This window comes from Streptomyces silvae (genome assembly GCF_016745505.1).
Taxonomy (GTDB): domain Bacteria; phylum Actinomycetota; class Actinomycetes; order Streptomycetales; family Streptomycetaceae; genus Streptomyces; species Streptomyces silvae.
The window spans coordinates 36704-62883 of the sequence record NZ_JAERUC010000168.1 but is presented as its reverse complement, the minus strand read 5'-3'; the positions used below and the strand labels follow the sequence as shown (position 1 = coordinate 62883).

The following is a 26180-nucleotide window of genomic DNA, read 5'->3' as shown; positions in this document are numbered from 1 at the left end:
AGCACCTTAAACCGCATCAAAAGAGGCGTAAACACCCTCTAAGCCACCGCGCTGCGGGCCCGACGGCGGGTGGCCCTTCATGTGCACGCTCACCTTGGACCTTGCCAGCCGATAGCTTCCGATATATCGTTGAGGCATCGCGACCGTTCGAAGAAGAGTCGCGTAACCACGATGAAGAGAGGAGCGCAGTCATGCGTTCACATGGAGACGACCACGGATACGGCCCCGGGCGCCGAGGCGCCGGCAGGGGAGACTTCGGAGGCGGCCGTGCCGCGTTCGGCCCGTTCGGACCGCCCTTCGGCGGCGGACCCTTCGGAGGCGGACGCGGCGGCCGGGGAGGCGGCCGGGGAAGGGCCAGGCGGGGCGACGTACGCGCGTCCATCCTCGCGCTGCTCAAGGACCGCCCGATGCACGGCTACGAGATGATCCAGGAGATCGGCGAGCGCAGCGGAGGGGCCTGGAAGCCCAGCCCGGGCTCGGTGTACCCCACCCTCCAGCTGCTGGAGGACGAGGGTCTGATCACCAGCGCCAGCGAGGGGGGCAAGAAGCTCTTCACCCTCACCGACCTGGGGCGCGGCGAGGCCGAGTCCGGCCCCGAGGCCCCCTGGGAGGAAGCGGGACGCGGCGTCGACTGGGAGGGCGTGAACGAGATCCGGCAGGCCGGCTTCGGTCTGATGGAGGCGTTCGGCCAGGTCTGGAAGACCGGCTCGGCCGACCAGCGGCAGAAGGCCCTCACGGTGATCAACGACGCCCGTAAGAAGCTGTACCTGATCCTCGCCGACGAGGACTGACCCGTGTCGTACGCACAGGCCGAGCCCGTGCCGTACGCACAGGCGGAGAAGGGCCCCCTCGTGGGGCCCTTCTTCTTTCCCCGGGTGTACGCCCCCGGGTGTGCACCGCGGCGGCCTCCGCCGTGCCGTACGTCAGGGTCCGACGTCATCCCCAGGGATGAGGGGTGCCCCGGTGGTCCCCGCCTTTCGCGGGATGGCGGATGGGCCGCACCGGGGATGTTTTCGCTTTCCGGGACTGATGGGGTGGAGAGGTGCACATCCGGACGTCAGAGACCCCCGAACAAGCCGCGCCGAACCACCCGTGGGCCGGTGCCGGGCCGAGTCCCGCGATGACCGCCGTGGTGACCGGTGCGCGCAGGCGCGCGGTGCGTGACGGTGACCGTCATGTCGACACGGCCCACCTCCTGCACTCCCTCGTGGAGTCCGACCCCGAGGTCCGGGACGCCTTCGACGGCGGGCCGCAGCTGGCCAGGGTCCTCGGATACCTCGTGCAGCGCAGCATCGGATACGGCCTCCGATGGCAGGGGACCCAGGAGGATTCGGGAGCGTTCCCGGCCGTACGGGAACCTGCGGGCGAAGGGTGGTCGCCCTCGGCGGAGGCGGCCATGGACCGTGCCCTGCGTCGTGCGCTCCGGCGCGGGGAACTCCACGCCGACGGCCTCGATCTGCTGGCGGCGCTGGTCGCGGACCCGCGATGCCGCGCGGTCGAGGTGCTGGAGCGGGCCGGGGTCGCCGTCGAGGCGCTGCGGGGGCGCATGGCGGACCTGCGGGCCACGGGAGACCCGCAGGGGTGATCATGAACACGCAACGGTCAGGTGCGACAGGGGTGACGCTGCTGACGCCTGCTGCCATGATGTGCCGATGCACGCGACTCAGGGGAGAAGTGCCGGTCTGGGTCTGGCCCTTGCCTCGGCCTTCGCATTCGGTGGTTCAGGGGTGGCGGCCAAGCCGCTGATCGAGGCGGGGCTCGACCCGCTGCACGTGGTGTGGCTGCGGGTGACCGGCGCCGCGCTCGTCATGCTGCCGGTCGCCTGGCGGCACCGGAACCTGGTGCGGGAACGGCCCGTCCTGCTGGCCGGCTTCGGGCTGTTCGCCGTGGCCGGGGTGCAGGCCTTCTACTTCGCCTCGCTCTCGCGCATCCCGGTCGGTGTCGCCCTCCTCATCGAATACCTGGCGCCCGCGCTCGTCCTCGGCTGGGTGCGGTTCGTGCAGCGCCGGCCCGTCACCCGTGCCGCCATGGCCGGTGTCGTGCTGGCGGTCGGCGGACTCGCCTGCGTCGTCGAGGTGTGGGCGGGCCTGAGCTTCGACGCGTTCGGCCTGCTGCTCGCCCTCGGGGCTGCGTGCTGCCAGGTGGGCTACTTCGTCCTGTCGGACCAGGGCTCCGGCCACGGCCACACGGCGGACGCCGAACCTCCCCACCCCGTGGGCGTGATCGCGTACGGACTGCTGGCGGGGGCCGCCGTACTCACCGTGGTGGCCGGGCCCTGGGCCATGGACTGGGGGGTCCTCGGCGGGAGCGCGGAGATGGACGGGCACGACGTCCCCGCCTGGCTGCTGCTCGGCTGGATCGTGCTGCTCGCCACCGTGCTGGCCTACGCCACCGGTGTGGTGTCGGTGCGGCTGCTCTCGCCCCAGGTAGCGGGCGTCGTCGCCTGTCTCGAGGCGGTCATCGCGACCGTGCTCGCCTGGGTGCTGCTGGGGGAGCACCTCTCCGCGCCGCAGCTCGTGGGCGGCGGGGTCGTGCTGCTCGGCGCCCTGATCGCGCAGTCGTCCGCGCCCAAGCCGCCCTCGGGGCCGGTGGCGTCCGGCCCGGGCGTGCCGGTCGCGGGGACGGCGGAGGCGCACGAGGCGGCGGACACCGGAAGTGAGTTGTTCCGGCCTCCGGCCGCGCCGTAAGGTGCCGGTCATGCCGCAGACCGTACTTCCGCCTCCCGCCGCCTAGCGCGAGGCGGCCACTCCGGACGAAGACCGGGCTCGGGTACGCCCCGAGCGGTTCGTCGCTGCCCGCGCGCGGAGCCGAGCGACCACCATCCCTTCTTCTTTTCCGGAGAGTCACGTGTCCTCTTCTGTCACCGGCCTGTCCGTCGGGCGGAGCCTTCTCTACCTCGTCGTCGCGGGCCTTGCCTGGGGTACGGCGGGCGCCGCCGCCTCCCTGCTCTTCCGCATCAGCGATCTCGGCCCTCTCGCCCTGTCGTTCTGGCGCTGCGCGGGCGGCCTCGTCCTGCTGGCCGGGGCGCTCGCCCTGCGCCCCCGGCGCCCGCGTACCGCCGCCGAGCCGCGCCGCCGGCGGCTGGTGCGCGTCCTGGGGACCGGCATCGGACTCACCGTCTTCCAGAGCGCGTACTTCGCTGCGGTCGAGGCGACCGGGCTGGCCGTCGGGACCGTCGTCACGCTGGGCGCGGGGCCCGTCCTCATCGCGGTCGGCGCGCGGCTGACCATGGGGGAGCGGCTGGGAGCCGGCGGGCTCGCGGCCGTGACCGGTGCACTCGTCGGCCTGGCCGTGCTGGTGCTCGGCGGTGAGCCGGCCGAAGTGCGGCCCGCCGGACTGCTGTTGGCCGTCCTGTCCGCTGCGGGGTACGCGGCGATCACGCTGCTGACGCGGTGGCTCGGCCGGGACGGCACGGCGGGCGACTCCCTCTCCACCAGCGCGTGGGCCTTCGGCATCGGCGCCGTGGGGCTGCTGCCCATGGCGGCGGCCGAGGGCCTCGTCCCGCACACCGTCGAGACGGGCCATGTCCTGTGGCTGCTCGTCTACGTGGCGGCGGTGCCGACCGCGCTCGCCTACGCGCTGTACTTCGCGGGCGCCGCGGTGGTCCGCTCGGCGACCGTGTCCGTGATCATGCTCCTCGAACCGGTGAGCGCCGCGGTCATCGCGGTGACCGTCCTGCGGGAGCGGCTCACTGCGGCCACGGTCGTCGGCACGCTGCTCCTGCTGACCGCAGTGGCGGGGCTGGCCCTCGCCGAGACGCGCGGCGCGGCGGCGGCCCGCCGCCGGGCCGCCGTACCGGCCTGATCCGAGGGGCCGCGTCAGAGCGCGTCGAGGTAGTCCGGCACCTGGACCGAGGGGTCCAGGTCGTCGGACGGCACCGGCGCCGCGTATGCCCGCGCCACCGGGACCACGCCCGCCCAGTACGGTAGCGAGAGGTCCGCGGGGTCGTCGTTCGGGCCGCCCGTGCGGATCTTGGCGGAGACCTCGTCCAGGTCCAGGCGGATCACCGCGGTCGCGGCGAGCTCCTTCGCGTCGGCGGGCCGGGAGTCCTTCGACCTGCCCGGCACGACCTGGTCGACGATCGCGTCGAGCGCGAGGCGGCGCTCCTCCGGGTCGGTCACCGTCGTGGCGATGCCGTGGACCACCACGGAGCGGTAGTTCATCGAGTGGTGGAAGGCGGAGCGGGCGAGCACCAGCCCGTCCACGTGCGTCACGGTCAGGCAGACGGCGATGCCCGGATCCGAGGCGCGGGCGGTGCGCAGCGGGCGCGATCCGGTCGAGCCGTGGACGTACAGCCGCCGGCCGATCCGGCCGAAGAGCGTCGGGAGGACGACCGGTGCGCCGTCACGGACGAAGCCCAGATGGCAGAGGTAGGCGGCGTCGAGTATCGAGTGCACCGTGGCCTCGTCGTACGAGGCGCGTTCCTTGGCGCGGGTGGGGACCGTGCGCTCCGTCGGCTCGTAGGAGGCGGCCTCGGGGAGGCCGGTGCTGTCGGGCGTGGCGGTGTCCGGCATTGCGTTCTCCATTGCGCTAGTGCATAATCATGTTTGTGCTAGGAGAGTATCGGATCGGTGGGCGGCGTGCATCCGAGATTGCCGCGAGTGTGGAGCGAGGTGTCGCCTCGGGTGATCTCGCGCCGGGCCATGTGCTGCCCCCCATGCGGGAGTTGGCGGTGTCCCTGGGTGTCAATCCGAATACCGTGGCGGCTGCCTACCGGATCCTTCGCGAGCGTGGGGTCATCGAGACGGCCGGCCGGCGGGGCAGCCGGATCCGGTCACGCCCCGCGAGCACGGCGCGTGGTTCGCTCCGGGTGGAGGCGCCTCCGGGCGTGCGGGACCTGGGCGACGGCAACCCGGACCCCGCCCTGCTGCCGAGCCTGGGGGAGGCGCTGGCCTCGGCCGCCGAGGCGTACGCCCGGGAGCCCCGCCTCTACGGGGACGCGGCCGTGGTCCCCCGGCTCGCCGGGCTCGCGCGGGCCGGCCTGGACGCCGACGGCGTGCCCGCGGGACCGGTGGTGGTCGCCTCGGGGTCCCTCGACGCGATCGAGCGTGTGCTCGCCGCGCACCTCAGGCCCGGTGACACCGTGGCCGTCGAGGACCCGGGGTGGGGTGCGCTGCTCGACCTCGTCCCGGCGCTCGGGATGCATGTCGTCCCGGTGGCCCTGGACGAGGAGGGGCCGCTACCCGGCGAGGTGGAGCGAGCCCTGCGGGCGGGCGCCAGGGCCCTGGTGATCACCGACCGGGCGCAGAATCCGACCGGTGCGACGGTCGGCGGCCGACGCGCCGCGGAGCTCAGGTCCGTACTGGCCGGGTACCCCGAGGTGCTCCTGATCGAGGACGACCACGGCCACGCCATCGTCGACCTGCCCGTGCACCCCCTCGCCGGTGTGACGGAGCGCTGGGCCTTCGTGCGGTCCGTCTCCAAGGCGTACGGACCCGACCTCCGGCTCGCCGTGCTCACCGGCGACGGGCTCACCGTGGACCGGGTGACCGGACGCCAACGGCTGGGCCCCGGCTGGGTCAGCGGACTGCTCCAGTGGACCGTGGCCCACCTGTGGGAGACGGGCGCCGTCGACACCGCGGCGGTCTCCCGCGCCTACGGGGAGCGCCGGGACGCGCTCGTACGGGCGCTGGGCGAGCGGGGGATCACGGCGTACGGGCGGACCGGGATGAACGTGTGGGTGCCCGTGGACGACGAGACCGGTGCGGTGACCAGGCTGCTGCACTCGGGCTGGGCCGTGGCCCCCGGGGCGCGGTTCCGGATGGCCTCGCCGCAGGGGGTGCGGCTGACCGTCTCGACGCTGTCCGCCGCCGACATCGGGCCGCTGGCCGACGCGGTGGCGGCTGCGGTGCCGCCCGCCCGGCCGGTCAGTTACGGCTGAGGGGCCTCGTGAGGAAGGCGCGGCGAGGGGTGCTGGAGGAGCTCCGCGCCCGGCTCTGGGTGAGGGCGGCGCCCGCGAGGACGATCAGCGCGCCCACCGGGGTGTTCCAGCTCAACTCCTCGCCGAGCAGGGTCACTCCGGCGGTCGTGGCGATCACCGGGATGAAGTAGGTGACCATCTGCGCCGTCGTGGGGCCGACCTCCTGGACGAGGCCGTACTGGAGGAGGACGGCGAGCCCCGTGCCGAGCGCCCCCAGAGCGACCACGGCGAGTGTGGGCAGCAGGGGGACGTTGGCCGGGACCGAGGTGAACACGGGCAGGATTACGGCCAGTTGCACCGTCCCCAGGAAGAGCTGGCTGCCGGTCAGTGCCAGGGTGGACGATCCCGTGCCCGCCAGCGTGCGGCGGACGTAGATCCAGCCGACCGGGTAGCTGAGCGAGGCGAGCAGGGCCATCGCCGTGCCGGTCACGTCCAGCCCCGAGAAGCCCTGCCAGGCACCCAGCACGGTCAGTACGCCGATGAACCCCAGGCCGAGCCCCGCGACACGACGGCGGGTGGGGCGGTCCTCGGAGAGCGCGACCAGGGAGAGCGCCATGCCCCACAGGGGTGAGGTCGCGTTGCAGATCCCGGCGAGCGTGGACGGGATCGTCAGCTCGGCGTACGCGAAGAGCGAGAACGGCAGCGCGTTGAGGAAGAACGCAGCCACGAAGAGATGGCCCCAGGTCCGCCCGGAGCGCGGCAGCCGATCGCGGCGCACGGCCATCGCGACGGCGAGGACCGCCGTGCCGGACAGGAGCCTCCCGAAGGTCACCTGGAACGGGGCGTATCCGTCGGTGCCGACCTTGATCAGAAGGAAGCTGAACCCCCAGATGAGCGACAGCGCCGCGAAGCGGACGCGCCAGTCCAGGGCCGGCCGCCGCGTCGGGGGAGCGGGTGCGGGCGTGACGGAGGGAAGCCGGGTTCCGGGTGCGGCGGGTGCGGCGGGTGCGGCGGGTGCGACGGGTGCGACGGGCGCGGCGGGTGCTGCCGGTGCTGGGGGTGTGCTCATGCGACCACCATGCCGAGCGGGACCGCGTAGGGCAAGTGAGACTTTGTTGGCTGCTTGACGTAGCATCGCTTACATGTTGAATCTGGAGCGGCTGCGGACGCTGGATGCCCTGGCCCGGCACGGGTCCGTGAGCGGCGCGGCCGACGGCCTGCACGTCACCACCTCGGCCGTCTCCCAGCAGATGGCCAAACTGGAGCGCGAGGTGGGGCAGCAGCTCCTGGCCAAGAACGGGCGGGGCATCCGCCTCACCGACGCGGGCCGGCTGCTCGCGGACCACGCCGCGAAGATCCTCTCGCAGGTGGAGGTCGCGCAGTCCGACATCGAGGCCCAGCGGGGGCAGGTGGTCGGCGAGGTCCGGCTCGCGGCCTTCCCGACGGCCGCCCGGGGGCTGTTCCCCGCCGCCCTCACCTCGCTCCGCGCGGACCACCCCGAACTCAGGCTCCGTACGACCGAGTTGGAGCCGGAGAGCGGAATCCGTGCGGTGCTCAGGGGCGACGCCGACCTCGCCGTGGTGCTCGACTGGAGCAACAAGCGGCTGCCGGTCCCCGGAGGTCTGGCCAAGGCGGAACTCCTCGACGACGCGCCGGACATCGCCATGCCCGCCGGTCATCCGCTCGCCGGCCGGACGGAGGTGGACATCGAGGACTTCGCCGACGACGACTGGGTGTCCTGGCCGGAGGGGGAATTCTGTTACGACTGGCTGATGTTCACCCTGCGGTCCAAGGGCATCGAGCCCCGCATCGCGCACCTGGCCGGTGAGCACCATACCCAACTCGCCTTGATCGCGGCAGGGTTCGGCGTCTGCGTGGCGCCACGACTGGGGAGGGGGCCGGTGCCGGACGGAGTGAGCCTGGTGCCCGTACGGCAGCCGATGCGACGCCACGTCCACGCGGTGTGGCGCGCCGACGCGGACCGGAGGCCGTCGATCCGGGCCGCCGTGCAGGCCCTGCGGGCCGCCGGCCGAGCCCTGCACGCACCGGTCTCCTGAGCCCGCCCCGCCCGGCCCGTCCCCTCAGGCCAGCGTGATGGAGCCGCCCTCCACCCGGATCTGCTTCTCCGGCAGCGGTGTGGTCGCAGGACCGCCCCTCACCTCTCCGGTCGCCGCGTCGAACATGCTGTTGTGGCACGGGCAGGTGATGACACCCTCGGCGACCCCCTTCACCGCGCAGCCCTGATGGGTGCACTCCGACGAGAACGCCTTGAACTCACCGGCCTGCGGCTGGGTCACCACCACCCCCTGGTCCGCGAAGACCACTCCGCCGCCCTCCGGGATGTCGGCCGTCGCGGCCAGGGGCGCGCCACCCTTCCCGCCGTTTCCCTCCCCGGCCGGTTCGACCGTGTCCGAACCCCCGGAGTCCTTCGACCCGCCGCCGCACGCGGTGAGGACGACGGCGAGACCCGTCGCACCGGCCGCGACCACGGCACGACGCCCCACGTGGACCTGGATCTCCTGCGCTGCGCTCATGCCCGCTGTCCCTTCGTCGGAGTACGAGACGCCGGATGAGGACGACGTCGGGTGAGGGTACGGATCAGCACGGCCGTGCGTTCATGAGCGGGCCGAGGCCGTCCGTACGGGCCGTGCGCGGGACCGCCCTCGCCCGGGGTTCGCTCAGCCGTGCAGGCGCACCGGCAGGGCTCGCACGCTGTTGCCCACGAACGACGCGTGCCGCGGCAGTTCGGCCTCCGGTACGGCGAGATCGAGCCGGGGGTGGCGCGCGAAGAGCTGGGCGAGCGCGACCGTGCTCTCCATCCGGGCCAGCGGCGCCCCCAGGCAGTAGTGGGCACCATGGCCGAGGGAGAGGTGCCGGGCGCCGCCGCCCCGGGTGACGTCGAAGCGGCCGGCGTCCGGACCGTGGGCCTTCTCGTCGCGGCCCGCCGCCGAGTAACCGGCCAGCACCGGAGTGCCCTTGGGGATCACGGTGCCGTCGAGCGTCAGGTCGCGGGTGGGGTAGCGGAACGGGAAGTAGCTGACGGGGCTGTCCCAGCGCAGCGTCTCCTCCACGACGTCCGCCCAGCTCGCCCGCCCCGACAGGACCAGGTCGAGCTGATCCCGGTGGGTGCACAGGGCGCGTACGGCGTTGGTGATCAGATTGAGCGTGGTCTCGTGCCCGGCGATGACCATGAGCATCAGGGTGCCGATCAGCTCGTGCGGACCGAGCCGGTCACCGTCCGCCTCCCTGGCGGCGATCAGCGCGCTGATGAGGTCGTCCCCCGGATTCTCCATGCGGGCCGCGGCGGCCGCGCTCAGCACCTCCACCATCTCCCGGTTGGCGGCCACGGCCTCCGCGGGGGCGATGTCGGTGGCGACGATGCGGTTGGACAGGTGGTGCAGCCGGTCGTGGTGCTCCGCTCCGACGCCCAGGAGTTCGCAGATGACCCCCATGGGCAGTGGCAGCGCGAAGTGCGTACGCAGATCGGCGACACCGCCGCCCGCGTCGGCGGCCCGGTCCAGACCGTCCAGGAGCGAGGCCGTCAACGCCGCGACGCGCGGCCGGAGTTCCTCCACCCGGCGCGTGGTGAACGCCTTGCTCACCAGGGACCGCAGCCGCCGGTGGTCCGCCCCGTCGGCGGTGGTCATCCCCTGCACCGTGGCGAACGTCTTCAGCGGCCAGCCGTCGGCGATCGCACCCTCCTGGAGCGCAGCGAAGTGCCGCGCGTCCTTGGCGACATCGGGATGGGCCAGGAACTCCTTGAGGGCGTCATGCCCCAGGACCGCCATGCCCTCCACCTCGCCGGGCAGGATCACCGCGGTCACGGCGCCCCGGTCCAGCAGACGGGCGTTGGACGCGTGCGGGCAGCCGCCGGACGGATCCATGCGGTGCGGGTCGCCGGGTGCGGAGGTGGCCGGGGACGAGTTCAACAGGGCTCCAGACCGAAGGGCGAACGGGTTACGGAACACACCGCGCCCTGTGGCGTTCACCGAAGCGGGCCCCGGCGCGGGTGCGTCCAACTCGCCTGTGTGACAGCGGACATGGGAAGCCTAGGTCAACCGGCCCGGGACGGGGAGAGGTCCGCCGGGGCGCGGCACGACGAAGGGCGCGTACGGGCTGCCTGCCCCGTACGCGCCCCCGGCCGTCAGGTGGTTACGGGACGAGCTTGAGGAGCTTGTTGGGGGAGCCGGTTCCGACGCCCGTGAGGACGTTGGAGGTCGCGCCGTTCACGAGTGCCGAAGCCACCGCCGCCGGGGAGGCGCCCGGGTGGTCGGTCAGGTAGACCGCGGCGGCGCCGGAGACGTGCGGGGCCGCGAAGGAGGTGCCGTTACCGGTGTAGGTGGCGCTGTCCGAGGTGTTCCAGCCGGCGGTGATGGTGGAACCCGGAGCGAAGAGGTCCACCGTGGGGCCGTAGTTGGAGTACGTGGCGCGGGCGTCCGTGCCGGTGGTGGCGCCGACGGTGATGGCCGTGGCCACCCGGGCGGGCGAGTAGGAGGACGCGAGCGCCCCCGAGTTGCCGGCCGCGATGGAGTAGGTGACCCCGGAAGCGATCGACCGGCTCACCGCGTTGTCCAGCGTGGTGCTGGCACCGCCGCCGAGCGACACGTTGGCGACGGAGGAGGCGACATGGTTGGCCGTGATCCAGTCGACCCCGGCGATGACTCCGGCCGTGGTGCCGGAACCGTCGTTGCCGAGGACGCGCACGGCGACGATCTTCGCCTTCTTCGCCACGCCGTACGTGCTTCCGGCGACGGTGGTGGCGACGTGCGTGCCGTGGCCGGCGCCGTCCTGGGCGGTGGCGTCGTTGTCGACGAAGTCGTAGCCGTACGAGGCCCGCCCGCTGATCTCCTGGTGGGTGATACGCACGCCGGTGTCGAGGACGTAGACGGTGGTGCCGCTGCCCCCGGAGTCCGGGTAGGTGTACGTGTCGCTCAGCGGGATGTTCGTCTGGTCGATCCGGTCCAGGCCCCAGGGGGCGTTGGACTGGGTGGCGGTCGAGTGGACCTTCTGGTCCTGCTCGACCGAGGCGACCGCCGGGTCGGCGGCGAGGCGCCTGGCCTCGGTGCTGCTGAGCGTGGCCGCGTAGCCGTTCAGCGCCGCGGTGTACGTGCGGCTGATCCGGCCGCCGTAGCCGGCTATCAGTTGCTTGCCGTCGGCCGCGGACGCCTTGAACCCCGCGGTCGGCTTCAGCGTGACGATGTAGCTTCCGGGCACCGCCTCGGCCGCTCCCGCGTGCAGGACTCTGCCTTCCGGCTGGGCTGCCTGAGCGGGTAAGGCCGCACCCGCGCCGATGGCCAGCGCCAGAGTCGTCGCGGTCGCGAGCGCCGCGGTGATACGCCGCCTGGTGTGACGCACTGCTGTCATTCGGAGGTCTCCTCGAACAGCGGCGCGCCAGGGTCCGGCGCGCCGATGGATGCGGCGTACGGGATTCGTACGCCGCATCCGACGATGACGCCGTGCGCTGCGGCTGAGCAAGGATCACGGGAATGATGTCATGGCCGCGCCATACTGTTGACGGCGCGTCCATGTGAGGTCACAGAAGGCAATACGGAGTTCGCGTGCCCGAGGTGCGGGACGCGAGCCCGGCGGGTGAGGCGGCCGTGCACCTCACCAGGGCACCACGCCGGCGTCCTCGAAGAACTGACCGGTCGGGCCGCCGTCGGGCAGGGTCGCGAGCTTGATGGCGATCGCCGCGCCCTGCTCGGGGGTGCGCACGCCGCGGAAGCCGTTGAGGTCGGTCGCGACGTAGCCGGGACAGCCGGCGTTGATCAGGATGTTCGTGCCGGCCAGCTCCCGGGCGTACTGGAGGGTGACGGCGTTCAGGAAGGTCTTCGACGGCGCGTACGCCACGGCCACCGGCCCCGTCGTCTGCTCGGCAGCGGTTCCCGACTGACGGGTCAGGGAGCCGACACTGCTGGACATGTTCACGATCCGGGGTGAGGCGGACCGGCGCAGCAGCGGCATCATCGCGTTGGTGACCCGGATGACGCCGATCACGTTGGTCTCCACGACCGTCCGGATGGTGGCGGGATCGACCCCGGTGGGCTCCTGCGGCATGGAGCCGGTGATGCCCGCATTGTTGACGAGCACGTCCAGGCGCCCGGCCTGATCCTCGATCAGCCGTGCGGCGGCGGTGGCGCTCGCGTCGTCGGTCACGTCCAGCGGTACGCCGAACGCGTCGGCGCCGGCCGCGCGCAGCTTCTCCACCGCGGCCTCGCGACGCCGGTCGTCGCGGGCGCCGACGCCGACGCTCCAGCCGAGGGCTCCCAGCCCCGCGGCGATCTCGTAGCCGATCCCCTTGTTCGCGCCGGTGACCAGCGCAATGGTTCGTTCGCTCATGGGAATCATGCTGCCCCCGCACCCAGTCGGGGGTCCAAGACCGATCGGGTGAACAGCGATACCGTCCGGGTATCGATCCGGAGTACCGTGGGCCCATGGAGACCCGGGAGCTGCGCTATTTCGTCGCTGTCGCCGAAGAGCTGCACTTCGGGCGCGCCGCGCAGCGGCTCGGGATCACCCAGCCGCCGTTGTCACGGGCGATCCAGCAGCTCGAACGCCGGCTCGGGACAGCACTGCTGGACCGGACCAGCCGCACCGTCACGCTGACCGGGGCCGGCGCGGTGCTGCTGGCCGAGGGCCGGGCTGCCCTCGGCGCGGTCGACGCCGCCGAGCGCCGGACCCGCCGCGCCGGCCTCTCCCCGTCCGGTGCTCCCGGCCTGGTCCTGGTCACCAAGGCCAGCGCATCCCGCGAACTGCTGGCGGAACTGCTCGACGCGTACGCCGCCGAACCCGGCGCGGTCCCCGTGGACGTCATCCTGTGCGGCCCGTCCGAACAGGAACGACACCTGCGGGAGGGCCGGGCCGACGTGGCGCTGCTGCACGTGCCGTTCGACTCGACGGACGGGTTCCACACGGAAGAACTCGGCGCGGAGAGCCAGGTCGTGGTGCTGCCGGCCGGACACCCGCTCAGCGCCCGGGCCCATGTGCGTATGGCCGACATCACCGGGCTGCCGGGCCTGCCTCTCCCGCGCTGGCCCGATCCCGACGGCACCTACCCGCCCGGCCCAGGCCCGGAGGTACGCGACCACGCACAGCTGTTGCAGCTCGTCGCGCTCGGCCGTGCCTGTGCGGTCTCCCCGGAGTCGTGCCGGGCCCAGCTGCACGACGACCTCGCCGCTGTGCCCGTGCTGGACGCACCGACCGTCACCACCGTGATCGCCTGGCCGCCGCACAGCCGGCTCGTGGCCGTCGCCGACCTCGTCCGGACCGCGACACGTCTCCGGGGTGTCGGCCACGAACGTCGCTGAGGCTGTTCAGCCACCGGCCCGCACGCCTCAGGGCCCCGCTAGCGCTTGATGCCCACGCCTGCCAGCAGGCTGATCTCCGCGTCCGGGATCTCCTCCCCGCCGTCACCGCGCCAGCGGTGGCAGCAGCAGATGCCCGGCTCGATCAGGTCGAGCCCGTCGAAGAAGCGGCGGACATCGCTGTGCGAGCGGAACTGCACCGGAGTGCCCGAGTTGGTGTAGGCCTCGGCGACGTTGTTCCAGGTCTCGGGGTCGAAGTCGGGCGTGCAGTGGTTCATGGCGAGTGCGCTGCCCGCCGGGAGCGGGTCGAGAAGCCGGCGGACGATGGCGTACGGATCGTGAGGGTCGGTGACGAAGTGCATGAGCGCGTTGAGGGTGAGGGCGATGGGCTGGTCGAAGTCCAGGACCTCGGAGTCCTCCACGGCGCTCATCAGCGCATCGGGGTCGGTGACATCGGCCTCGATGTAGGCGGTGCGCCCCTGTGTCGTGCTGCGCATCAGGCGTTCGGCGTACTTGAGGACGAGAGGGTCGTTGTCGGCGTACACGACGCGGGCGTCGCCGGCGACTGACTGGGCGACCTGGTGCAGGTTGGGCTCGGTCGGGATGCCCGTGCCGATGTCGAGCCACTGGCGGATGCCGTGCTCCTGCGCCAGCACACGGGTGGCCCGGTGCATGAACGCCCGGTTCTCGCGGGCGGTCACGGGGAGGCCGGGGTGCGCCTTGGCGGCGAGCAGGGCCGCCTCCTTGTCGACCTCGAAGTGGTCCTTGCCGCCGAGGAAGTAGTCGTACATCCGGGCCGAGTGTGCCCTGCTCGTGTCGAGATCCCGGCCGGCCTGCCTGGTGGTCATGTTCTCCCCTTCACGTGTGCGTCTGTCGGCCCGCAGGCCGGTACCGGACCGGTGTCGTCGGCCCTTCTGCTGCTTGCCGCCGGTTCACCCGGCGGCCAAGTGGTCGGCCAGGCCCTCTTTGACCCCGCGGACGAAGGCGGCGATCTCCTCCGGCGTGTAGATCAGCGCAGGCCCGGCCGGGTCGGTGGACTGCCGTACGGCCACGCGGCCGTCGGCGAGCAGTTTCGTCTCGACGCACTGACCGCCGTTCGGCCCGCTCCAGGGACGCTCCCAGCCGTGTTCCCCGAGGCTGCTGGCCGGCATGCCGTTGTAGACGCCCTCGTCGGTGATCGTCATGAGTACTCCTTGCGCATGCGGTTCAGGAGCGCCCTGCTGTCCTCGGACGACGTCAGGAGCGACATGCGTGTATGTGCCTCGAGATGGGAGACGACGTCGGCGCGCTGGTCCAGGTAGACGGAGGCGGAGAGGAGCTCGCTGTAGACGATGTCGGGCAATTCGGGTTCCTCGAACCGGAAGTATGTGAACGGGGCACACGCTCCGACATGCGCGCCCGCGGTGAAGGGCACGATGTCGAGGCTGATGTGCGCGAGCTCGGAGACGTCCAGGAGTCGTTCGAGCTGCTGCCGCATCACGTGCGGGCCGCCCACCACCCGGTGCAGGACGGCTTCCTCCATGACCACCCACAACGTGGGGGCGTCCTCCCGCTCCAGCAGGCTCTGACGCCGCAGCCGCAGCTCCACGCGGCGGGCCAGCTCGTCCTCGGTGCCGTTCGGCAACCCGCCGCGCAGCACGGCGTGCGCGTAGTCGGGGGTCTGCAGCAGGCCGGTGACGTACTGGGGTTCATAGGTGCGGAGGGTCCTGGCGCCGGCCTCCAGGCTGACATAGGCCGTGAACCAGCTGGGGACGGCATCGCGATAGGAGTGCCACCAGCCGGGCTTGTTGGCCTGCTCGGCCAGGTCGACGAACTCGTCGATCTCCTGGCGGCCCGCGCCGAAGGTCTCCAGGAGCTTCTCCACGTAGAGAGGCTTCAGCGCGACCTCGGCCTTCTCCAGCCGGCGAATCGTCAGGGTCTTCACGCGCAGCGCCCTTGCCGCGTCCTCCAGCGAGGCACCGGCGCCCAGCCGCATCTCCTGCAGCCGGCGGCCGAGGATCATGCGCAGGACCGTCGGCGCGCTGGTGCCGGAACGGGCTTCGCTCACGCCCAACCTCCTGAGGGACCGTCAATAGCTGCATTCTTACAGTGATCTGATGGTGCCGCCAGAGTGATACCCGCCTTCTGAAATTATCAGGGAGTCGCTTGCAGCGTGTGCGTTGTCACGCGCATAGTGGACGCGTGAGCGGTCAAGTCACAGTGATGACGCAGGATCCGGCGCGGGGCGAGTGTGCGATACAGGCGCCGCCGTCGGCACCCCGTCGCCGGGCGCTTGCCTCGGCGTACGCCACTCGCCGCTCGAGTTGCAGCCCCGCATCCCCCCACCGCATCCCCCACCGCGCCCCGTCCCCGTAAGGCGCTGGAAGGCGACACCCGTGACTCCCTCCACACATTCGACCCCGGCCTCGACCCCCGCGTTAGTCAGGACCGCGCCGCGCCGGGAGTACTGGTTCGGCCTGCCCGCCCTGCGTACGAGCGCGAGATCCGCCCGCGACACCGTGCGCGACCTGCTCCGTGCCTGGAAGCTGCCCGGCGACACATGCTGCGACGCGGTGCTGCTGGTCTCCGAGCTGACCACGAACGCCGTGCTGCACACCGGCAGCGGTCATGTCCTGTGCGGCCTCACGCTGACCGGCGACGGGCGGCGCCTGCGCATCGAACTCCACGACGAGGACAGCACCCCCATCCGGCCGCCCGAGCGCCTTGCCGGCCCCGGTGACGAGAGCGGGCGCGGACTGCTGCTCGTTCAGCAACTCGCGGACAGCTGGGGCTCCGCACGCTCGGTGCGGGCCGAAGGCAAGGTCGTCTGGGCGGAGTTGACGGCCCACTCCGGAAGGCGCCCATGACTCCGAACGGTGAGTCCGTCTCGCCCGTCGTGCTGTACGTGTGCGCCGACCGGGCCCCGGAAGCGCCCGGGGACGCCACGGAGCGCGCGCGGACAGAAGGCCGTGCGTTCGCCCAGGAGCGCGGACTGACGATCGCCGAGGTCGTCACCGACACATACGGTGAGCCCGATCCGGCACGGCGCAGAGGGTGGCGGCGTGTGCGGCAGCTCGCACAGACGGGACAGCTCACGGCGGTACTCGTCCGCTGGCCCAGTGCCATCGCCCCGGAGTCCGCGCGCGAACTCCGGCAGCGCGAGGCCGCCTGGCTCCGCGACCGGGGCGTGCACGTCCGGTACACCTGGGCGCCCTTGTCGTCGAGGGGCTGAGTGCGTCCCGGGGCGTGCGCGCGGCTCTTGTGGGTGGGGTGGTGCCGTCGGGTGTGCGGTTCGTGGAGGACGAGAGATCCTGCCGGTGGTGCGGTTGCCGTAAGGGAGCGGTAACTGGTCCGAACCGGATGGCAGGCGGCGCGTACCAGCACCGAGGGAATGCACGGGGGTCCTGTGATGAAGCGCTCATGAACCTCCGCCGGCCGATGGGTCCGTGGCTGCACCGGAAGGGCCCCGGCTCGCCCCCTTCCGGGCGGGACGACGGGTGTCTGCCACCATTCATCTCGTGGACTTCCCGACCGACCAGGCCCCTGGCGCACCGATCCGTTCCGGCATCCCGGAGCACGGCCGTATCCCCAAGTACTACGTGGTGAAGGCGCGTGTCTCCGCTCTGATCGACACGTTGGGCGAGGGTGACACCCTTCCCACGGAGCGCGACCTCGCCCTGCGCTTCGCGGTGTCGCGGTGTCGCGGTGTCGCGCGAGACCGTACGGCAGGCGCTGCGCGAACTGCTGCTGGAGGGACGGCTGCGCCGGCAGGGGCGCGGGACGGTCGTCGCGGGCCCCAAGCTCGAACAGCCCCTCTCCCTCGCCAGCTATACCGAGGGCGTACGCCGTCAGGGCCGCACGCCCGGACGTCACCTGATCGGGCTCGACCGCTTCTCCTGCCCCGAGGCCCTTGCCGCCGAGACCGGCATCGAGAGCGGCGAACCCGTCTGGCACCTGGAGCGGGTTCTGCTCGCCGACGACGAGCGGGTCGGCTTGGAGAGCACCTATGTCTCCGTGGCCCGAGTCCCGCACCTGGATGCGGAGTTCGACCCCGACTCGTCGTTCTACGCCTACCTCAACGACCGGCTCGGGATCACCTTCGGCGGCGCGGACGAACGCATCGAGACCGTGCTGGCCACCCCGCGCGAGGCGCTGCTGATCGGCACGCCGCCGGCTCTGCCGATGCTGCTGATCCACCGGATCTCGCGGAGCGCCGACGGGCAGCCGCTGGAGCGGGTGCGGACCCTGTTCCGGGGCGACCGGTTCTCCTTCACGACGCAGCTGGGCGCGGGCGTCTGACGCCGGATCGGGACGGTCTCCCGGACATTCGGATCACGAAAAGATAACGGGTCTGGTCCAAGTTTGGGGGGTCGTTCACCTTCCGGTCGCTGCGCGGATCGATGCCGGTCACCCGCCGGCTGCCTCGTGCTCGGCTTCGCGCTCGCGCTCGTCATCGCGTTCGTGCCGTTCCCGGGCGGGAAGGCCGTGGCCAAGTCCATCGACGTCTTCCTCTCCTTCCCGTCGTTCCTGATCACGCTCGCGCTGCTGTTCGTCTACGGCACGGTCGGCATGGCGAACGGCATGTGGACCGACGTCACCGGCGCCTCCGAGGGGCCCTTCCACTTCCTCACCACACCGTGGGGCGTCCTCCTCGCCGAGATCACGTACTTCACCCCGTTCGTGATGCGGCCCCTGCTCGCCGCCTTCTCCCAACTCGACACCGCGCAGCTGGAGGTGGCCTCCTCGCTCGGCGCACGGCCCGCCCGGATCGTGCGGACGGTGATCCTCCCGGAAGCCCTGCCCGCACTCGCGGCGGGCGGCAGCCTCGTCCTCGTCATGTGCCTCAACGAATTCGGCATCGTGCTCTTCACCGGCGCCAAGGACGTCACCACCCTGCCCATGCTCGTGTACGGCAAGGCGATCCTGGAGTCCGACTACCCGGCCGCCTGTGCGGTCGCCGTCGTCAACATCGCCCTCTCCGTCGGCCTCTACACCCTGTATCGGACGGTGAGCCGCCGTGTTGGTGCATAGCCGAGCCGGGAAGTGGGCCACCTGGGCCCTCTTCCTCCTCCTCTTCGTCCCGCTGTTCGCGGTGCCGCTGCTGGTCATCGTCGCCGCGTCCTTCTCCACGAACTGGTCCGGTGCCTTCCCCTCCGGGCCCACGGCCCAGAACTACGCCGCCGCCACCAGCGGCGACTCGCTCCAGGCCCTCACCACCAGCCTGGTCACCGCCGTGTGCGCGAGCCTGCTGGCCCTCGCCCTCGGCACCTGGGCCGCCCTCGCCGCCGCGTCACTGCGCAAGCCCGGCAGGAGACTGCTGGACGCCCTGTTCATACTGCCGGTCGCCGTGCCGTCCGTCGTCGTCGGTCTCGCCGTGCTCGTCGCGTTCAGCCGGCCGCCGGTGCTCCTCAACGGGACGCGATGGATCGTGATCCTCGCCCACACCGTCCTGGTCACGGCGTTCGCCTATCAGTCGGTGTCGGCCGCGACCCGACGCCTGGACCCGATGTACGAGCAGGCCGCGGCCAGTCTGGGTGCCCGTCCCGCCCATGTCCTGTGGCGCATCAAGCTGCCTCTCCTGCTCCCGTCCCTCACGGCGGCGGCCGGGCTCTGCTTCGCCCTGTCCATGGGCGAGCTCAGCGCCACGATGATGCTCTACCCGCCGGACTGGACCCCCCTGCCGGTGCAGATCTTCGCGGCCACCGACAGAGGATCCCTCTTCACCGGCGCCGCCGTCTCCGTGGTCCTGATGGGCACCACGCTGCTGGTCCTGCTGGCCGTCTCCCGCATCCGGACCCGAGCCTCCTACCGCTGACCACCTCTGAACCCCGTACACACCACGTACTTCCAGGAGACACGACTCCCATGCACACGAACATCCTGAAGCCGGCGACCGCGATCGCCGGAAGCCTCGCCCTGGCGGCCGCCCTCACCGCCTGCGGCGGCTCCTCGGCCGCGTCGGACGAGAAGGTCGTCACCGTGTACAGCGCCGACGGCCTCAAGGGCGAGAACGGCGAAGGCTGGTACGACAAGGTCTTCGAGGACTTCGAGAAGAAGACCGGCATCAAGGTCGAGTACGTCGAGGGCGGCTCCGGCGAGATGGTGCAGCGCACCGTCCGCGAGAAGTCCAACACCCAGGCCGACGTCCTCGTGACCCTGCCGCCGTTCATCCAGCAGGCCGGCACCAAGGGCCTGCTCCAGACCTACGAACCGGCGGGCGCCGACCAGGTCGACGCCGCCGACAAGGCAACCGACGGCACATGGACCTCGGTCGTCAACAACTACTTCGGCTTCGTCTACAACAAGAAGGAGCTGAAGGCCCCGCCCCGGACCTGGGAGGAGCTCCTGGACAGCTCGTACAAGGAGAAGGTCCAGTACTCCACCCCGGGAGTCGCGGGTGACGGCACCGCCGTGCTCATCAAGGCGATGCACGACTTCGGCGGCAAGGAGCCGGCGATGGACTACCTGAAGAAGCTGCAGACCAACAACGTCGGCCCGTCCGCCTCCACCGGCAAGCTCGCTCCCAAGGTCGACAAGGGCGAACTGCACGTCGCCAACGGTGACGTACAGATGAACTTCGCCCAGTCCAAGGACATGCCGAACCTCGGCATCTGGTTCCCGGCCAAGGACGGCGGAAAGCCCACCACCTTCGCCCTCCCTTACGCCGCCGGGCTCGTCCAGAAGGCACCGCACAGCGCCAACGGCAAGAAGCTCCTCGACTTCATGCTCTCCGAGCAGGCCCAGCAGGACGTCAGCGCGGTCGGCGGCGGGTTCAGCCCGCGCAAGGACATCGAGGCCACCGACGCCAACGCCGTCCAGCTCGCCGGGCTGATGAAGGGCGTGGAGATCTTCGAGCCGGACTGGTCCGGCATCAGCACCGGCCTCGACGAGTACATCGACGCCTGGAAGTCGGCCACCGGCAGCTGACCGGCACGGACCAGCTGTTCGCCTTCCGCGCCGGATCCACGGGACGGGCGCAGCGCTCCCGTCCCAGGTGTATTGATCACGAGCGTGGTTGACACGGGAGTACTGATCACAGGCGAAGACCTCCGGTGTGGCGGAGCTGCCCGGGGACACGCCACACGGGGGTCTTCGCGTCCCACCGCGATGCCCGGCTGACGGTCACCCACGTTCCGGCGGTCGTCGGGCCTGCCTGACCTGCGTGACAGAGGTGGCCCAGTTGCTGGGCGTCGGAGACCTCACGACGGAGCCGAAAGGGCGTTGGTCGACTGGTGACGGTCACCTGGAAGCCCGCCTCGGCCGAGCGGTGGCTCGGATACTCCTCGTCGGCGATCACCCTCGGTTACTATGCTCACTTCATGCCGGAAGCCGGTAGTGAGGGGCGCGGCGCCGTCGACCGTCGGCTCGGACGGCGGGGAGCCGACCTGCCGGCCGAAATTCCCCGGGTTCCTCCCAGCACCGTCGGCGGGGAGTTCCCGCCTCCGCGCCCCGGCGAGGTCGTCCGTGGAATGTAAGGCTGTAAAGATGGGTGGCCTGGAAAAGTGTTGGAAGAGGTAGTAGCGACCCGCTATGTCACGCCTTTGCGTGAAGGTGGCTCGCTCCCCGGCATCGTCGAGGCGGACGATCTCGGAACGTACGTCATGAAGTTCACCGGAGCAGGGCAGGGCCGCAAGACCCTGGTCGCGGAGGTCATCTGCGGGGAGCTCGGCAGGCGGCTGGGGCTGCGGGTGCCGGAGCTGGTGACCATCCAGCTCGACCCCGTCATCGGTCTCGCCGAGCCGGACCAGGAGGTCCAGGAGCTCCTCAAGGCCAGCGCCGGGCTGAACCTCGGGATGGACTTCCTGCCCGGATCGCTCGGGTTCGATCCGCTCGCCTACGAGGTCGGGGCGTCGGAGGCCGGCAAGGTCGTCTGGTTCGACGCGCTGATCAACAACGTGGACCGCTCGTGGCGGAACCCCAACATGCTCGTCTGGCACGGCGAGCCGTGGCTGATCGACCACGGGGCCACCATGATCTGGCACCACAACTGGCCCGGCGCGCAGGCCTCGGCTGCGAAGCCGTACAACGCCTCCGACCACGTCCTCGCGCCGTTCGGCCCGGACATCGCCTCCGCCGCCGCCGAGCTCGCCCCGCTCGTCACGGAGGAGCTGCTGACCGAGGTGGCCGCAGAGGTGCCGGACGAGTGGCTGGCCGGTGAACCCGGCTTCGAGACCACGGACCAGCTCCGCCGGGCGTACGTGGAGCCGCTGCTCGCGCGTGCCGGGAGCATCCATGAGCGCATCCTGATGGACGAGCCCACCAGGACCCGGCCCTCCCAGGCGCCCGGCTGGCTCACCGACCACCTGACCTCCTGGCCGCACCCCACCAAGAAGGACCGGGACGCGCCGGCGGCCGCCGGACCGAACAGCAAGGACGGCGGCCGATGAGCAAGCGCGATGTCTTCGAGTACGCCGTTCTGCGCGTCGTTCCCCGCGTGGAGCGCGGCGAGTGCTTCAACGCGGGCGTCCTGGTCTACTGCCGGGCCAAGTCCTTCGTGGCCGCGCGGACGCACCTGGACGAGCACAAGCTCAAGGTGCTGGACCCACAGGCCGACGTCGTCGGCGTACGGGCCGCCCTGCGTGCGGTCGAGGGGGTCTGCGACGGCGGCGAGGCGGCCGGCCAGGCCTCCGGTGACGACGCGGGGCGGCGCTTCCGCTGGCTGATCGCGCCGCGCTCCACGGTCGTCCAGCCCGGCGTCGTGCACAGCGGTCTGACCACCGATCCCGCCGCCGAGGTCGAGCGGCTGCTCGACCTGCTGGTGCGCTGATTTTGGGGGCGGTGCCGGTGCCTACGACGTACGGGGCGCCGGCGCCGTCCGGTGTGACATGCGCCTGCGCCCCCGTGTGCCGTTGACACCGGGTGCCGGGGCTTCTAGCGTCTCGTCTGCTGAAGGTACTAAGCGGTTGCTCAGTTATCGGGAACTTCCTGACGTCCGCTGAGCCGCGATCCAAGGGCGAGGAGAACCAAGCATGTCCACCACCGAGCAGCGCGTCGCCATCGTGACGGGAGCGGCACGGGGCATCGGCGCCGCCACCGCCGTACGCCTGGCGGCCGAGGGCCGCGCCGTCGCCGTACTCGACCTCGACGAGGCGGCGTGCAAGGACACCGTCGAGAAGATCACCGCCGCCGGGGGCAAGGCCCTCGCCGTCGGCTGCGATGTGTCGGACAGCGCCCAGGTGGAAGCCGCCGTCGCGCGCGTGGCCGCCGAGCTGGGCGCGCCGACGATCCTCGTCAACAACGCGGGTGTGCTCCGCGACAACCTGCTCTTCAAGATGAGCGAGTCCGACTGGGACCTCGTGATGAACGTCCACCTCAAGGGCGCGTTCCTGATGGCGAAGGCCGTCCAGTCGCACATGGTGGAGGCCAAGTTCGGCCGCATCGTCTCGCTCTCGTCCTCCTCGGCGCTCGGCAACCGGGGGCAGGCCAACTACTCCGCCGTCAAGGCCGGTCTCCAGGGCTTCACCAAGACGCTCGCCAAGGAGCTCGGCAAGTTCGGCGTGACCGCCAACGCCGTCGCCCCCGGCTTCATCGTCACCGAGATGACCGCCCAGACGGCGGCGCGGGTCGGCATGGGCTTCGAGGAGTTCCAGGCCGCCGCCGCCACGCAGATCCCGGTGCAGCGCGTGGGGCACCCCGAGGACATCGCCAACGCCATCGCCTTCTTCACCGGCGACGACGCGGGCTTCGTGTCCGGACAGGTCATGTACGTCGCCGGCGGACCGCTCAACTGACCCCGGAAGGGCAACGGACACCATGACTGTGCAGGAGAGTGGCAAGGTCGCGCTCATCACGGGCGCGAGCCGGGGCATCGGCTACGGCATCGCCGAGGCGCTCGTCGCCCGGGGCGACCGGGTCGTCATCACCGGCCGCGGCGAGGACGCGCTGAAGGAGGCCGTCGAGCGGCTCGGCGCCGACCGGGCGACCGGCATTGCGGGCAAGGCGCACGACGAGGCGCACCAGGCCGCGGCCGTCGAGCGCGCGATGGAGGTGTACGGACGGGTCGACTACCTGGTCAACAACGCGGGGACGAACCCCGTCTTCGGGCCGATGGCGGAACTCGACCTCAACGTCGCCCGCAAGGTCTACGAGACCAATGTGATCTCGGCGCTCGGGTTCGCCCAGCAGACCTGGAAGGCGTGGCAGCGGGAGAACGGCGGGGCGATCGTCAACATCGCCTCGGTCGCGGGTGTCTCCGCGTCCCCGTTCATCGGCGCCTACGGCATGAGCAAGGCCGCCATGGTCAACCTGACCCTCCAGCTGGCGCACGAGTTCGCGCCGGTCGTGCGGGTCAACGCGATCGCCCCCGCCGTGGTGAAGACCAAGTTCGCCGAGGCGCTGTACGAAGGCCGTGAGGCCGAGGCCGCGGCGGCCTATCCGCTGGGCCGGCTCGGAGTCCCGCAGGACATCGGCGGGGCGGCGGCATTCCTCACGTCGGAGCAGTCCGACTGGGTCACGGGGCAGACACTCGTGGTCGACGGCGGTATTTTCCTGAATGCGGGCGTGGCCTGAGTGAGGCCTGCGCCATTTTGGCCCTGATTGACTCAAGTGCCCCGCCGGGCCAGCAGATTGTTCCGGTGGGGCACTGCGGTATGGTCTGCCGACCCCAAGGCTGATCGAGGAGCGTGCACGTGTTCTACCGGGCCAGTCTGCAGGCCGCTGCAGCCCTTGCTTCCCTTTCTGTGCTGGCCGGCTGCGGTCTGCTGTCCGACAGCAGTTCGGAGGCGGACCAGAAGATATCGGTCGGAACGACGAGTTCGCCCTCGACCCTTGATCCGGCGGCGGCCTGGGACGGTTCCTGGGAGCTGATGAGGAACGTCTTCCAGACCCTGGTCAGCTTTCCGACCGGCAGCACGAGCCCTGAGCCGGACGCGGCGAAGGAGTGCAGGTTCACCGACGCCACGAGCATGGCCTACCGGTGCACCCTGCGTTCGGGTCTGAAGTTCTCCAACGGTGAGAAGATCGACGCCGAGGCCGTGAAGTACTCCATCGACCGGATCACGAAGATCAAGGTCAAGGGGGGCCCGGCCGGCCTCCTCGGATCGCTCGACCGGGTGGAGACCAAGGGGGACGACACCGTCGTCTTCCACCTCAGCAAGGCGGACGCGACCTTCCCGTTCATCCTGGCCACACCCGCGATGTCGATCGTCGCCCCCGGCGACTACCCCGCGGACAGCATCCGCGACGACGGCAAGGTCACCGGTTCGGGGCCGTACGTCATGGACTCGTACGAGCCGGGCAAGAAGGCCGAGCTGACCAAGAACCCCAGCTACAAGGGGTTCGCCGACCGGAAGAACGACGCGGTCACCATCCGCTACTTCGACGACTCCACCCCCATGGTGAAGGCGCTGAAGGCCAAGGAGATCGACGCCACCTACCGCGGTCTGACCGCCGAGGAGGTCATCGCTCTCGAGGACAACCAGGAGGACAACAACGGCCTCCAGATCGTCGAGTCGGTCGGCGCCGACATCCGCTTCCTCGTCTTCAACCCCAAGGACCCGGCCGCCGGCAAGCTCCCCGTCCGGCGGGCCATCGCCCAGCTGGTGGACCGCGACGCCCTCGTCGCCAAGGTCTACCGCGGCACCGCCGAACCCCTCTACTCCATGATCCCGAAGGGCATCGCCGGCCACGCCACGAGCTTCTTCGACACCTACGGCGACCCGGACGTCGCCAAGGCCCGGGAGATCCTCACCAGGGCGGGCATCACCGAGCCGGTCGACATGACCCTCTGGTACACCACGGACCGCTACGGCTCCTCCACCGCCCCCGAGTTCGCCGAGCTGAAGCGCCAGCTGGAGGCGTCCGGCCTGTTCCGGATCACGCTGAAGAGCGCGCCGTGGAAGTCCTTCCAGGAAGGCTTCAACAAGGGCGAGTACCCGGTCTTCGGACGAGGCTGGTTCCCCGACTTCCCGGACCCGGACAACTTCGTCGCCCCCTTCGTCGGCCAGGACAGCGTCACCGGAACCCCGTACCTGACCAACGAGATCACCCAGGACCTGCTGCCCTCCGCCCGTAAGGAGAGCGACCGGGGTGCGGTCTCCGATCAGTTCAAGCGGGCCCAGGAGATCCTCGTCAAGGATGTCCGGCTGCTGCCCCTGTGGCAGGGGAAGCTCTACGTGGCCGCCGGTGAGGACATCGGCGGCGGCGAGCGCGCGCTCGACCCGCAGACGGTCATGCAGATGTGGGAGCTGTACCGCAAGACCAGCTGGTAGGAGAGCGGTGGCGGGCTCGGCAGCTCCGTTGTCAGTGGTCCCCGGTAGGTTCTGTGGTCAAGAACCGATTGCTTACCGGAGGTTGTGCACGTGACCGACACCGACCTGCTGCCCGAGTCCTGGCGCGGCGTCCTCGGCGACGAGCTGCAGAAGCCCTACTTCAAGGAGCTCATGGACTTCGTCGAGGAGGAGCGGGCCCGGGGGCCGGTGTATCCGCCGCGCGACGAGGTCTTCGCCGCGCTGGAGGCCACGCCGTACGACCGGGTGAAGGTGCTCGTCCTCGGCCAGGACCCGTACCACGGCGAGGGCCAGGGGCACGGCCTGTGCTTCTCGGTCCGGCCGGGTGTGAAGACGCCCCCCTCGCTGCGCAACATCTACAAGGAGATGAACGAGGAGCTCGGCCTGCCGGTCCCGGACAACGGGTATCTGATGCCGTGGGCCGAGCAGGGCGTCCTCCTGCTCAACGCGGTGCTGACGGTCCGCGGCGGCGAGGCGAACTCCCACAAGGGCAAGGGCTGGGAGAAGGTCACCGACGCGGTGATCCGCGCCGTGGCCGAGCGGCCCGACCCTGCCGTCTTCGTCCTCTGGGGCAACTACGCCCAGAAGAAGATCCCGCTGATCGACCAGGACCGCCATGTGGTGGTCAAGGGCGCCCACCCCTCGCCGCTTTCCGCCAAGAAGTGGTTCGGCTCCCGCCCCTTCACCCAGATCAACGAGGCCGTCGCCGCGCAGGGCCACGAGCCCATCGACTGGCGGATCCCGGACCTGGGCCTCGGGACGACCCGGCCGGCGGCCGCGGCCCGCGCCTGAGCGGGATTGCCGGTGGCT

At 71.1% G+C, this 26180-nt stretch carries 26 protein-coding genes and 2 pseudogenes; 19 read left to right on the top strand and 9 right to left on the bottom strand.

Annotated elements, in window-relative coordinates; genetic code table 11:
- The first annotated feature begins 191 nt into the window (after window positions 1-191).
- The 4 genes from JKV81_RS26575 to JKV81_RS26560 all read left to right on the top strand — a co-directional run bounded on the left by JKV81_RS26575 (window position 192) and on the right by JKV81_RS26560 (window position 3804).
- A complete protein-coding gene (locus tag JKV81_RS26575) occupies window positions 192-791 on the top strand; it encodes a PadR family transcriptional regulator (protein ID WP_124278231.1) in 600 nt (199 codons plus the stop codon).
- Between the two features lie 251 nt (window positions 792-1042).
- Window positions 1043-1585 carry a Clp protease N-terminal domain-containing protein gene (locus JKV81_RS26570; protein WP_372444251.1) on the top strand — a complete coding sequence of 181 codons (543 nt, stop codon included), beginning with the start codon at window positions 1043-1045 and terminating at the stop codon, window positions 1583-1585.
- Between the two features lie 67 nt (window positions 1586-1652).
- Complete coding sequence (locus tag JKV81_RS26565; protein ID WP_202078138.1) at window positions 1653-2687, top strand: EamA family transporter; 1035 nt, start codon at window positions 1653-1655, stop codon at window positions 2685-2687.
- A gap of 160 nt (window positions 2688-2847) precedes the next feature.
- Window positions 2848-3804: a DMT family transporter gene (locus JKV81_RS26560; RefSeq protein WP_202078136.1), complete on the top strand. Its 957-nt coding sequence runs from the start codon at window positions 2848-2850 to the stop codon at window positions 3802-3804.
- Window positions 3805-3818: 14 nt separating this feature from the next.
- On the opposite strand, the gene JKV81_RS26555 is transcribed toward JKV81_RS26560, so the two are convergent.
- On the bottom strand, window positions 3819-4514 hold the full coding sequence (locus JKV81_RS26555) for a pyridoxamine 5'-phosphate oxidase family protein (RefSeq protein WP_202078134.1): 696 nt from the start codon (window positions 4512-4514) through the stop codon (window positions 3819-3821).
- Window positions 4515-4549: 35 nt separating this feature from the next.
- Here JKV81_RS26555 and JKV81_RS26550 point away from each other — a divergent pair, with 35 nt between their 5' ends.
- Window positions 4550-5881, top strand: coding sequence for an aminotransferase class I/II-fold pyridoxal phosphate-dependent enzyme (locus JKV81_RS26550; protein ID WP_307820607.1), 1332 nt, complete (start codon window positions 4550-4552; stop codon window positions 5879-5881).
- Here JKV81_RS26550 and JKV81_RS26545 read toward each other — a convergent pair.
- Complete coding sequence (locus tag JKV81_RS26545) at window positions 5868-6929, bottom strand: DMT family transporter (RefSeq protein WP_236057792.1); 1062 nt, start codon at window positions 6927-6929, stop codon at window positions 5868-5870. The two genes, JKV81_RS26550 and JKV81_RS26545, sit on opposite strands and share 14 nt — an antisense overlap.
- A gap of 73 nt (window positions 6930-7002) precedes the next feature.
- On the opposite strand from JKV81_RS26545, the gene JKV81_RS26540 reads away from it, so the two are divergent.
- Complete coding sequence (locus tag JKV81_RS26540) at window positions 7003-7917, top strand: LysR family transcriptional regulator (RefSeq protein ID WP_202078131.1); 915 nt, start codon at window positions 7003-7005, stop codon at window positions 7915-7917.
- A gap of 24 nt (window positions 7918-7941) precedes the next feature.
- Here JKV81_RS26540 and JKV81_RS26535 read toward each other — a convergent pair whose 3' ends face one another.
- The 4 genes from JKV81_RS26535 to JKV81_RS26520 form a co-directional block, all read right to left on the bottom strand.
- Complete coding sequence (locus tag JKV81_RS26535; protein ID WP_129261163.1) at window positions 7942-8394, bottom strand: Rieske (2Fe-2S) protein; 453 nt, start codon at window positions 8392-8394, stop codon at window positions 7942-7944.
- Window positions 8395-8538: 144 nt separating this feature from the next.
- Complete coding sequence (locus tag JKV81_RS26530; protein WP_202078142.1) at window positions 8539-9744, bottom strand: cytochrome P450 family protein; 1206 nt, start codon at window positions 9742-9744, stop codon at window positions 8539-8541.
- Between the two features lie 268 nt (window positions 9745-10012).
- Window positions 10013-11224, bottom strand: a complete 1212-nt coding sequence (locus JKV81_RS26525) for a S8 family peptidase (RefSeq protein WP_129261161.1) — start codon at window positions 11222-11224, stop codon at window positions 10013-10015.
- A 243-nt stretch (window positions 11225-11467) separates the two neighbouring features.
- Entirely contained in the window at window positions 11468-12199 is a 732-nt protein-coding gene (locus JKV81_RS26520; protein ID WP_202078129.1) for an SDR family NAD(P)-dependent oxidoreductase, read from the bottom strand.
- A 95-nt stretch (window positions 12200-12294) separates the two neighbouring features.
- Here JKV81_RS26520 and JKV81_RS26515 point away from each other — a divergent pair, with 95 nt between their 5' ends.
- Entirely contained in the window at window positions 12295-13167 is an 873-nt protein-coding gene (locus JKV81_RS26515; RefSeq protein ID WP_202078127.1) for a LysR family transcriptional regulator, read from the top strand.
- A 38-nt stretch (window positions 13168-13205) separates the two neighbouring features.
- Here the strand turns inward: JKV81_RS26515 and JKV81_RS26510 are convergent, their stop codons facing one another.
- The 3 genes from JKV81_RS26510 to JKV81_RS26500 all read right to left on the bottom strand — a co-directional run bounded on the left by JKV81_RS26510 (window position 13206) and on the right by JKV81_RS26500 (window position 15211).
- On the bottom strand, window positions 13206-14012 hold the full coding sequence (locus JKV81_RS26510; RefSeq protein WP_124278239.1) for an SAM-dependent methyltransferase: 807 nt from the start codon (window positions 14010-14012) through the stop codon (window positions 13206-13208).
- Between the two features lie 84 nt (window positions 14013-14096).
- Window positions 14097-14348 (bottom strand): DUF397 domain-containing protein, encoded by a 252-nt coding sequence (locus JKV81_RS26505; protein ID WP_124278240.1) that lies wholly within the window; start codon window positions 14346-14348, stop codon window positions 14097-14099.
- Window positions 14345-15211 carry a Sco1979 family transcriptional regulator gene (locus JKV81_RS26500; RefSeq protein ID WP_124278241.1) on the bottom strand — a complete coding sequence of 289 codons (867 nt, stop codon included), beginning with the start codon at window positions 15209-15211 and terminating at the stop codon, window positions 14345-14347. The genes JKV81_RS26505 and JKV81_RS26500 overlap by 4 nt, the downstream gene beginning before the upstream one ends.
- A gap of 409 nt (window positions 15212-15620) precedes the next feature.
- Between JKV81_RS26500 and JKV81_RS26495 the strand changes: the two genes are divergently transcribed.
- The 12 genes and pseudogenes from JKV81_RS26495 to JKV81_RS26440 all read left to right on the top strand — a co-directional run bounded on the left by JKV81_RS26495 (window position 15621) and on the right by JKV81_RS26440 (window position 26162).
- Window positions 15621-16010 carry an ATP-binding protein gene (locus JKV81_RS26495; RefSeq protein WP_129266860.1) on the top strand — a complete coding sequence of 130 codons (390 nt, stop codon included), beginning with the start codon at window positions 15621-15623 and terminating at the stop codon, window positions 16008-16010.
- Complete coding sequence (locus JKV81_RS26490) at window positions 16007-16375, top strand: hypothetical protein (protein ID WP_236057790.1); 369 nt, start codon at window positions 16007-16009, stop codon at window positions 16373-16375. Before JKV81_RS26495 ends, JKV81_RS26490 begins: the two co-directional genes overlap by 4 nt.
- Before the next feature lie 286 nt (window positions 16376-16661).
- Window positions 16662-17442, top strand: a pseudogene (locus JKV81_RS26485) (GntR family transcriptional regulator).
- A gap of 108 nt (window positions 17443-17550) precedes the next feature.
- Window positions 17551-18174 (top strand): annotated as a pseudogene (locus JKV81_RS26480) (2-aminoethylphosphonate ABC transporter permease subunit); the annotation flags it as partial.
- Window positions 18161-18958, top strand: coding sequence for an ABC transporter permease (locus JKV81_RS26475; protein WP_202078125.1), 798 nt, complete (start codon window positions 18161-18163; stop codon window positions 18956-18958). The pseudogene JKV81_RS26480 and the gene JKV81_RS26475, both read left to right, overlap by 14 nt.
- Before the next feature lie 50 nt (window positions 18959-19008).
- A complete protein-coding gene (locus JKV81_RS26470; protein ID WP_129261146.1) occupies window positions 19009-20070 on the top strand; it encodes a 2-aminoethylphosphonate ABC transporter substrate-binding protein in 1062 nt (353 codons plus the stop codon).
- Window positions 20071-20645: 575 nt separating this feature from the next.
- On the top strand, window positions 20646-21530 hold the full coding sequence (locus tag JKV81_RS26465) for a HipA family kinase (RefSeq protein WP_202078123.1): 885 nt from the start codon (window positions 20646-20648) through the stop codon (window positions 21528-21530).
- Window positions 21527-21910 carry a DUF3037 domain-containing protein gene (locus tag JKV81_RS26460; RefSeq protein ID WP_129261142.1) on the top strand — a complete coding sequence of 128 codons (384 nt, stop codon included), beginning with the start codon at window positions 21527-21529 and terminating at the stop codon, window positions 21908-21910. The genes JKV81_RS26465 and JKV81_RS26460 overlap by 4 nt, the downstream gene beginning before the upstream one ends.
- A gap of 202 nt (window positions 21911-22112) precedes the next feature.
- A complete protein-coding gene (gene fabG / locus JKV81_RS26455) occupies window positions 22113-22874 on the top strand; it encodes a 3-oxoacyl-ACP reductase FabG (protein WP_014157515.1) in 762 nt (253 codons plus the stop codon).
- Between the two features lie 22 nt (window positions 22875-22896).
- Window positions 22897-23652 carry an SDR family oxidoreductase gene (locus JKV81_RS26450; protein WP_202078121.1) on the top strand — a complete coding sequence of 252 codons (756 nt, stop codon included), beginning with the start codon at window positions 22897-22899 and terminating at the stop codon, window positions 23650-23652.
- Between the two features lie 119 nt (window positions 23653-23771).
- A complete protein-coding gene (locus JKV81_RS26445; RefSeq protein ID WP_129261138.1) occupies window positions 23772-25352 on the top strand; it encodes an ABC transporter substrate-binding protein in 1581 nt (526 codons plus the stop codon).
- A gap of 90 nt (window positions 25353-25442) precedes the next feature.
- Entirely contained in the window at window positions 25443-26162 is a 720-nt protein-coding gene (locus JKV81_RS26440) for a uracil-DNA glycosylase (protein ID WP_099172144.1), read from the top strand.
- Window positions 26163-26180: the final 18 nt, after the last annotated feature.

What these genes read in the sequence shown, in the direction of transcription:
- JKV81_RS26575 (WP_124278231.1), top strand. Translation starts at nt 192, where the DNA reads ATGCGTTCACATGGAGACGACCACGGATACGGCCCCGGGCGCCGAGGC.
- JKV81_RS26565 (WP_202078138.1), top strand. Translation starts at nt 1,653, where the DNA reads ATGCACGCGACTCAGGGGAGAAGTGCCGGTCTGGGTCTGGCCCTTGCC.
- JKV81_RS26555 (WP_202078134.1), bottom strand. Translation starts at nt 4,514, where the DNA reads ATGCCGGACACCGCCACGCCCGACAGCACCGGCCTCCCCGAGGCCGCC.
- JKV81_RS26545 (WP_236057792.1), bottom strand. Translation starts at nt 6,929, where the DNA reads ATGAGCACACCCCCAGCACCGGCAGCACCCGCCGCGCCCGTCGCACCC.
- JKV81_RS26540 (WP_202078131.1), top strand. Translation starts at nt 7,003, where the DNA reads ATGTTGAATCTGGAGCGGCTGCGGACGCTGGATGCCCTGGCCCGGCAC.
- JKV81_RS26535 (WP_129261163.1), bottom strand. Translation starts at nt 8,394, where the DNA reads ATGAGCGCAGCGCAGGAGATCCAGGTCCACGTGGGGCGTCGTGCCGTG.
- JKV81_RS26530 (WP_202078142.1), bottom strand. Translation starts at nt 9,744, where the DNA reads ATGGATCCGTCCGGCGGCTGCCCGCACGCGTCCAACGCCCGTCTGCTG.
- JKV81_RS26525 (WP_129261161.1), bottom strand. Translation starts at nt 11,224, where the DNA reads ATGACAGCAGTGCGTCACACCAGGCGGCGTATCACCGCGGCGCTCGCG.
- JKV81_RS26520 (WP_202078129.1), bottom strand. Translation starts at nt 12,199, where the DNA reads ATGAGCGAACGAACCATTGCGCTGGTCACCGGCGCGAACAAGGGGATC.
- JKV81_RS26515 (WP_202078127.1), top strand. Translation starts at nt 12,295, where the DNA reads ATGGAGACCCGGGAGCTGCGCTATTTCGTCGCTGTCGCCGAAGAGCTG.
- JKV81_RS26510 (WP_124278239.1), bottom strand. Translation starts at nt 14,012, where the DNA reads ATGACCACCAGGCAGGCCGGCCGGGATCTCGACACGAGCAGGGCACAC.
- JKV81_RS26505 (WP_124278240.1), bottom strand. Translation starts at nt 14,348, where the DNA reads ATGACGATCACCGACGAGGGCGTCTACAACGGCATGCCGGCCAGCAGC.
- JKV81_RS26490 (WP_236057790.1), top strand. Translation starts at nt 16,007, where the DNA reads ATGACTCCGAACGGTGAGTCCGTCTCGCCCGTCGTGCTGTACGTGTGC.
- JKV81_RS26470 (WP_129261146.1), top strand. Translation starts at nt 19,009, where the DNA reads ATGCACACGAACATCCTGAAGCCGGCGACCGCGATCGCCGGAAGCCTC.
- JKV81_RS26460 (WP_129261142.1), top strand. Translation starts at nt 21,527, where the DNA reads ATGAGCAAGCGCGATGTCTTCGAGTACGCCGTTCTGCGCGTCGTTCCC.
- fabG (WP_014157515.1), top strand. Translation starts at nt 22,113, where the DNA reads ATGTCCACCACCGAGCAGCGCGTCGCCATCGTGACGGGAGCGGCACGG.
- JKV81_RS26450 (WP_202078121.1), top strand. Translation starts at nt 22,897, where the DNA reads ATGACTGTGCAGGAGAGTGGCAAGGTCGCGCTCATCACGGGCGCGAGC.